This window comes from Caldisericia bacterium, assembly GCA_021158845.1.
Taxonomy (GTDB): Bacteria; Caldisericota; Caldisericia; order B22-G15; family B22-G15; genus B22-G15.
This window is the reverse complement of sequence record JAGGSY010000097.1, coordinates 1-8,191: the sequence shown is the minus strand read 5'-3', so window position 1 is coordinate 8,191 and position 8,191 is coordinate 1. Positions and strand designations below refer to the sequence as shown.

6 protein-coding genes are annotated in these 8,191 nt (G+C 35.2%); 1 reads left to right on the top strand and 5 read right to left on the bottom strand.

Features of this window, described 5'->3' with window-relative positions:
- The 4 genes from J7J33_03855 to J7J33_03840 all read right to left on the bottom strand — a co-directional run.
- The coding region (locus J7J33_03855) for an AAA family ATPase (protein ID MCD6168424.1) at window positions 1–762 on the bottom strand (762 nt) is incomplete at its 3' end.
- Window positions 752–2,527, bottom strand: a complete 1,776-nt coding sequence (locus J7J33_03850) for an ATP-binding protein (protein ID MCD6168423.1) — start codon at window positions 2,525–2,527, stop codon at window positions 752–754. The genes J7J33_03855 and J7J33_03850, both read right to left, overlap by 11 nt.
- Window positions 2,524–3,486: a DNA double-strand break repair nuclease NurA gene (locus J7J33_03845; protein MCD6168422.1), complete on the bottom strand. Its 963-nt coding sequence runs from the start codon at window positions 3,484–3,486 to the stop codon at window positions 2,524–2,526. The genes J7J33_03850 and J7J33_03845 overlap by 4 nt, the downstream gene beginning before the upstream one ends.
- Window positions 3,449–4,405, bottom strand: coding sequence for a metallophosphoesterase family protein (locus J7J33_03840; GenBank protein ID MCD6168421.1), 957 nt, complete (start codon window positions 4,403–4,405; stop codon window positions 3,449–3,451). The genes J7J33_03845 and J7J33_03840 overlap by 38 nt, the downstream gene beginning before the upstream one ends.
- Window positions 4,406–4,453: 48 nt before the next feature.
- On the opposite strand from J7J33_03840, the gene J7J33_03835 reads away from it, so the two are divergent.
- The gene (locus tag J7J33_03835; protein ID MCD6168420.1) at window positions 4,454–6,025 is read left to right on the top strand and encodes an NAD(P)H-hydrate dehydratase; all 1,572 of its coding nucleotides are present in this window, start codon (window positions 4,454–4,456) and stop codon (window positions 6,023–6,025) included.
- A 130-nt stretch (window positions 6,026–6,155) separates the two neighbouring features.
- Here the strand turns inward: J7J33_03835 and J7J33_03830 are convergent.
- Window positions 6,156–8,191, bottom strand: a 2,036-nt coding sequence (locus tag J7J33_03830) for a PAS domain S-box protein (protein MCD6168419.1), incomplete at its 5' end; no start/stop codon positions are given.

Below are 8,191 nucleotides of genomic sequence, written 5' to 3'. Positions count from 1 at the left end.
ATCAATTTCACTCAGTATTTTAAATTGGTTCTTAAGGAATGTTAACTTTGTATCTATACTCCTCAAACTCTGTCTTAACTTGATGAGTTTTTCTTTTTTGGTATAAAGGCTCTTTAAATTCTCCACCTCGTCTTTCAATCTAAGTAATTTATCTCTTTTCTCATCAATTCCTTTAAACTCTTCAAGTAAATTTTTGAGGTTTTCTATCTCCTCTGATACCTCCTTCTCCTTTCTCTGAATCTTTATTATGTCAGTTGCAAGTGATTTAACTGCCTCATCTATCACATGTCCACCGGAGATTGTAAGGAGAGTTGTGTGAATAGTAGAAGGAGTTTCATCTAATAGATAAAGAGAATCCATCTGCTCCTTTATTTGTGGTGAAAGTCTCCTCCCATGTTCTATGGGAAGGACTCTAATCTTTAAAGCCTTTTTAATATCCTCTGGAACACCCCTTCCAAAACTTGAATACTCTTTTCTATCTCCATCTTTTGTTATAAGAATGTACTTATTTGTGTTTTTACCTCTCTCTCTAATAACAGTGGTCCCATCACTTAATGTGATAGTTACCCTTGCAATGCTTTTCCCTTTTCTTATAAAGGCGTCTCCCTGTGGTTCATTAAAAAATACCCAGAGTATAGCTCTTATTATTGCAGTCTTTCCTCTATTTCCCCTTCCAAGAAAAACATTTATATTGGGTGAGAGTTCAATAGATGTAAATGGATGAGATTGGAAGTTCTCTAAAGTGATTCTTTTAATCCACATCTTTTACCTTCCAGATTGTAAAAATACCATTATCTACCTCTTCAATCTTTCCATCTTTTGAGAGCCTTGATAGAATACTCATTAACTCATCCTCACCAGAGAGCATAAGCCCTCTCCTTTCTAACTCTTTAAGAGTAATGTGAAGCATATTCTCTTCAATTAAACCTGTCTCTCTTATATAAGAGAACACAACTTCATCCTTTTTTTCTTGTTCCCTTTTTAACTCCTCAAAGGGATTCTCTGTGTAGGGAGTTTTTGTGAATGAAAGTCTTATTCTAACAGGCAAACTCCTTTGAAATATTGCAGAGGACACAAAACAATCTCCAGATTTAAGATAAGGCAACCTTTCTATATCACTTTTTGAAAGATCTGTCTCTTTCTTTATGGTTAAAAGATCAGTTTCTCTAACGGTTCTAAAGATAAATTTGGTGTTGAGTTGAGCTGTTATTGTATCATCAAGAAGTGATGGTCTTTGAGTGGCTAAAATAAGGAATATACCATATTTCCTCCCCTCCTGTGATATGAGTTTGATCACCCTTTTTGACGGAATGGTAAAGGAATACTCCTTTGGAGCAAAATTGTGTGCCTCATCTATAACAACAAAGAAAGGTGGAAAATACTCCTCAATTTGTCCTTTTTTTAGACCATCCTTGTATGCTCTCCTCTTGTCCACCAATTTTCTAAGTAAAAAGGATACAAAAACTTTTAATGTATCAAGATTTCCCCAGACCACTGCAATTTTTTTATCCTTCATCCAGTTTATAACTCCCCTATCTCCCTTTCCAAAAATACCAAGTCTTATTAAGTAATTTAGTTTCCTCAGCACTGCCCTTGCACTTGAAGGATTCACATTTGTCTTAATCTCCCCCTCTGTTTTTCTCTCAGCTAAACTCCTTAGATTCTCTCTAAAGTTTGACAAACTCTTCTCTTTTCCCATCATATTGTATGCAACATATATTGCTTCCATCTGAGGAGGTTCAATTTCACTTATAGTGGAGAATAGTGATTCTACTTCACCTTCGGATAGTTCAGAAAAATCTATACCAATATCCTCTCCTACAGAAAACACTCTTACACTCTCCTTTATATTTTTGTAAACACCTTTGACACTATCATCTACTACATCAAAGATCATCTCAAAATGTGGATCAAACACAATGGCTGGATAACCTTTTTTAGCCATCTCCTCAATAATTACTCTTAAAGAGAAGGATTTGCCGGAACCACTTCCTCCAAATATACCAATATGGGGATACTCTGCCATCTCCCTGACACCAAATATAAATGGAATCTCTCTTTGTCTTCTTCTCCCATCTTCTTCAAGAATCTCCACAAGGTCTTTAAATTCATTGGGTAGGGAGTTATAAAATCTATCTGTATTTTTGATAATTCCAATTACAAGACCATCAGGTTTTAGCTTAAAGATATGTTTTATTTCAGAAAAGTTTGCCCTCCTAACTCTACTTCCCACTTTTAACGGATACGGTGGTTCATCCAAGAACCTGAGTTTGGCTATGTTTATCTCCTCCTCTTCAATCTTAAAACCAAGGGTTTTTAGGTGGGAGATTATTCTCTCCTCCCTCTCATTTCCACTTCCAGGAAGTGGAAGAAAGGAATTTATGCTGTAAGATTCAACAACTTCAGAAAGATACTCTTTCCCATCACCTTCTACAAAGAAAAAATCATGATAGGAAAACCTCTCCTCCCTTGATGCCACAAAAACTTCAAATTGATTGGATTCACCCACAACCAGTATATCGCTCATCTCAATCTCCTCTTTGGTGTGAAGAATGTTTCAAATATTTCCTCATCAAGAAATTGTTTCCCCATAAGCCTTATCTCCTTCTCCGTTAGTTTAACCTCTCTATCAACCATATCCAGAAAGAAGGGAATTCCCCTCCCATTTCTCTCTGTTATAAACATTATAAAAGATGCAACCTCTCTGTATCTATCTTTAAATTCGGATGGAATATCAAAAGCAATAGGGATAGGGTCATTAGAACTCCTCAAATATACCATTGAGAAACCTTGCTTTTTCTTTGGATATGGAAGAAAAATCATCTCTCCTATTGACAACTTTCCTGTGAGTAACTCTTTATCAGATAAATCTAAATTTGAAAGTTCCTTTCCATATATATCCTCTATCACACCAACAAGTGTAATATTTTTAGACCTACATTTATTTAGAAGTTCATTAAATTCTCTCACAGCTTGCTTTTGAAAGTGTGTTAAGGAGCCATCCATAATTAAGAGGTCTCCTTCTTTTAAGAAATCAACAGAATCTGTTGCCACAAGAATCTCCAATTTTGCCATTCTCTCATACCTTATTCTCTCCTCTGCATATGTTAAATCTGAAAGTAGTGCCTCTTCTCTCCTTTTTATCTCGTTTAAAATTCTCTCAAAATAGGCTCTATCCTCAGAAAGGAGGGGAGAAAAGAGGTCATACATAAATATTCTTTGTCCATTGAATGGATTTATGGCAAGGGAGCGAAAGATATAGAAAAAGTTTGGATAATTGCCGCCCATTTTCATAAGGGATCCATCAACAAAAAATGGAGAGAAGTTAAATTCGTCTCTTCTTTCTACAATTTCTTTTGATTTCAAGATATCCAGAATAATTCTATCTCTCAAAAGAATACTCTCTTTAAGTTTTTCATTTAAACTACTGAACTTCCTCTTAAAATCATCAAGATTTTTTATAGATTCTTTCTCTTGCCTCTTCATATCTCCTCAATGCCTCTCTTTTTACCTCATCATCTACTTTCTCATCTTTAGAGATCATCTCTATTATTCTTTCTGGGTCAAAACTTCTATTTTCTCTCTCTGTAAGCGATGAAAAGAACTCTCCAAAGAGAACTCTATCAATATCATTCAGGTTCTTCCTCTCAATTTCTTCTCTCTTTTTTACTCTTTTAAGCTTTATCAACTTTGGCTCCACCTTTGTATTTTCAATGGTTAACAATACAACCTGTGGAATTCTATCAAATTGAGTTATACTGTCTCTGGCAATGCTTCCTGGGGATATAAATATTTTCCCATCCACTCTTCTTATCCCATATCCATCATGATAGTGGCCTACAAGTATTATATCTGCTTCAGTAACACCTGCCACTTCCTCCAATGAGAGGCACGAGAAATTTGCCTTAAAGGGTAAAACATAGGAATGCACCATCTCTATTGCGATAAGATTTATGTTTCTCTTCTTTATTCTCAAAAAATCGGGATTCTCATCAACTCCATCTCTGTAATTAATCCCATGTATCTCAATCTCCGTATCAACTGGAGGAAAAACCTCACCATCCTTTAAAAATTTAACAACTCCAGCCTCTTCAAGTATCTTTGCTGACTTTCTGTTGTAAGTTTCTGGATTCCTTCCCTCTATATCATGATTCCCCAGGATGCTAATTATAGGTCTTGCATTAAATTTTTTCAACGCTTGAATAAGCTTAATTATAACTTCATCACTGGGTGATGGGTGTGAAAACCAATCTCCACCAAACAAAACATAGTCCACATTGATGGAATTTGCTATCTCTCCTATCTCCTCAATTTTTTCAAGGATTGATATAAGAAAATTATCTTTCCTGGATGAAAGCTCTTTGCCCTGAAGATGGGTATCTGTGAAGTACAGAATTTTCCTCATATTTTTATTATACATCACAAAAATTGTATAATTTTTTTGAGGTGCAAAATGAGAATAAGTACAGTAGAAGAGATGAGAAATCTTGATAGGGAGGCAGTTGAAAGGTTTGGAATTCCTGAAGAGATACTGATGGAAAATGCAGGAAACAGTGTCTATTTTGTAATTTTAAAGGAGATAGGGATAAGAAATAAAAAATTTATTGTAGTATCTGGCACAGGAAACAATGGTGGAGATGGATTTGTTGTGGCAAGAAAACTCTATTCTCAAGGTGGTAGTGTAAAGGTCTTCGTATTTGGAAATATGGAAAAAATTAGAGGTGTATCCAAGAGGAATCTTGAGATACTTGAGAGTATGAATCTGGACATTTATTTCAATCAAGAAATTGAAACCTTTAAAGATGCAGTTAGAGATTCTGATGTAATAGTGGATGCGCTTTTGGGAACAGGAATATCAAGAAAGATAACAGGTATCCTAAGGGATGTAATAGATACTATAAATAAAAGTGGAAAGACCGTCGTTAGTGTGGATATTCCCTCTGGTGTCAATGGAGATACTGGAGAGATTATGGGAATATCTGTTAAAGCAGATTATACAGTAACTTTTGGTCTTCCAAAAGTTGGAAACCTTCTTTATCCAGGTTTCTCCTCTAATGGAAAACTCTTCTTATCACATATATCATTTCCCCCCACACTTTATGAGAAAGAAACAATAAAAATCTTTATAAATGAAGTAGCTCCACTACCTGAAAGAAAAAAAGATGGTCATAAGGGAGATTTTGGGGATACATTGTTTATTGCTGGCTCAAGATTCTATCTTGGAGCTCCACTTTTTTCCTCACTCTCCTTTCTAAAATCAGGAGGAGGATATTCAAGACTTGCTACAGTAAAATCCATAGTTAACTCTATCTCCTGTGGAGCAAGTGAGGTTGTGTTCATCCCGCTTGAAGAAACTGATGAAGGTTCAATATCCATAAAAAACTTAAATAAACTCATTAATATCTCCAAAAAGGTTGACTTTGTAGTAATTGGTCCGGGACTCTCTTTAAATCAGGAGACTCAAGAGTTTGTAAGGGAGTTTGTGAAAGTTGTTGAAAAACCAGTTCTCATTGATGGTGATGGATTAACTGCAATATCTAAGGATTTAAAAATTTTATTGGAGAGAAAATCTCCCACAGTTTTAACTCCTCATCCAGGTGAAATGAGTAGACTTGTCTCTATTCCAAAGGATGAAATACTAAAAAACAGGATCAATATTTTAAGGGATTTTACCAAGAAATTTAACTCAATTGTGGTTTTAAAAGGCGCCCACTCCTTGATAGGTTATCCAGATGGAAGAATCTTTATAAATACTTCTGGAAACTCTGGAATGGCAACACCTGGATCTGGAGATGTTCTCTCAGGAATTATCCCTGCAATGTATGGAATTGGATTTAATATAGAGGAAGCAGTAAAGATGGGTGTTCTTATTCATGGATTTTCTGGTGATCTTATAGGAGAAGTTATTGGAGAGGATGGAATTACTGCAAGAGATATAATGAATCATATTCCTGAAGCAATGAAAAGATTAAGAGATGACTTTTTATCAGTAAAGGAGAAATACAAACTTATAAATTCCATTTAAGTTCAACCTACAAGGAATTCTAAAATAAAAATGGGTGCGGATGGTCGCTATTTTCTTTTTTCCTCTATTTACCCTAAGGTCGGGCTCCCCTCGACCCCGCACCCAAGCATATTATAGCAAATTCCAACACCTATTCAAATCTAAATCCTTTTTCAAAAAGTCTAATGCAAGCTTCAACCACCTTAGGATCATACAGTATTCCTTTGTTCTTCTTTATCTCTTCAAGAGCTCTATCTATACCAAAGGCAGGTCTGTAAGGCCTATTGGATGTCATAGCTTCAAGAGTATCGGCAACTCTAATTATCCTTGCTTCCAAAAGAATTTCATCCCCTTTAAGTCCCTCTGGATAACCAGAACCATCAATATTCTCATGATGTTCAAGAACTATTTGAGCTACAGGGTGGAGAAATTCAATGTTCTTTAAGAGATCGTATCCAACCTTTGGATGCATCTTTATAAATTCCCATTCTATTCTTGATAGATTCCCCGGTTTATGTAGAATTTCATTGGGAATAACGATCTTTCCTATATCATGAACAAGAGAGGCAACCCTTATAACTTCAATTTTCTCCTTACTCAATTTCATTTCTTTGGCAATCTCTGTGGCAATTTTTGCCACTCTCCTTTGATGTCCAGCAGTGTAAGGATCTCTTGTTTCAACAATTTTTCCAAGAATGGCTATTATATCATTAAATGCCCTTTTTAATCTCTTATGACTTTTCTTAAGCTCTTTTTCTTTCTCCTCTTTTAGTTTCTCAAGATACTTCTCCTTGGTAACATCCCTTGCAGTTCCAACAGTTCCAATAAGATTTCCATTCTCATCCCAGAGTGGAGCTTTATACACATCAAGGTGGAGGTATTTTCCTTTTACATAACCAAACTCATCAAACCTTCCCGGCTTCTTTGTCTTAAGAACAACTTCATCTGAGTTAACACAGACTTCTCCAAAAGTGTACCATTTTGGATTATCAGGATGATTCTTCCTCTCTCTATCTGCAAAGTAGTGGTCAGTTTTTCCAATGGGTTCCTCCGTACTCTTTGCATTCAAAAGTTTCTCGCATATAGCTTTGTTTACAAATATGTATCTACCTTCCAAATCCTTAGCCCATATCATATCTTGAGCATTGTCTGCCAAAAGTCTGAACAATCTATACATCTCTCTATACCTTTTTCCTTCTTTTTTAAGTTCTTCAAAAACCCTTGCCCTCTCAATAATTACACTACACATGTTTACAAATGGCATAAGTTTCTCAACATCTTCCTTTGAGAATTGATTTATCCTATCCCCATCAATTTTCAAAAAGCCTATAACTTCATCTTTAACTATTATTGGAATGATTATATGAGATTTGATCCACTCAGTTTCCTTGTATGTTATCCAGTCAGGATGTTTTGATGTATCAGAAATAATAAGGGGTTTCTTTGTTTCAATAACTTTCTCATCAGTTGGATACATATCTATAGGTATTCTTAGATTTGAAACAAATTTTTCTATACCATATTTTTCGTAACCTATTGAAGCAGCAACAACTATTTCATCATCCTCAATCAAAGATACATTACCTGATACAAAGGGAATAAGTCTCTTTGCCTGAATAAGCATTTCATTGAGTAGTCCTTTCAAATCTGTTTTGGTTGTAAGTTTTAAAGCTGCATCTTTTAATGTATCTGAGAATGTTTTCTCTTCCTTAAGCTCATTCAACAACTTCTCCCTTTCAATTTCCTCCTCTTTCTTTGATGATATATCCTCTATAGTTGCAACTTCAAACAGAAAGTTCCCTTTTTCGTCAAAGGCTGGAGATGTTATAACCTTTGCCCAGAATACACTTCCATCTTTTCTTATAAGGCGTTTCTCACTAACAAAGGTTTTAAATGTTTTTCCATCTTTAACCTCTTTAAGGTATTTTTGGTATAAAGGGGTATCTCTTTTAAGATCTTCTGGATGAGTAATATCCATCCATGTCTTCTTTCCAACAACCTCCTCTCTCTCGTACCCAAGCATTCTCTCCCATTGAGGATTAACATCAAGAAATACTCCCCTCTTATCTGTTAAATTTATTCCCAGAGGCGCATCCTCAAAAAGGTTTCTGAATTTTTTTAAACTAAATTTTAACTCTTCCTCTAATCTTCTCTTATCAGTAATATCCTCTATCATCAGTATGAGAT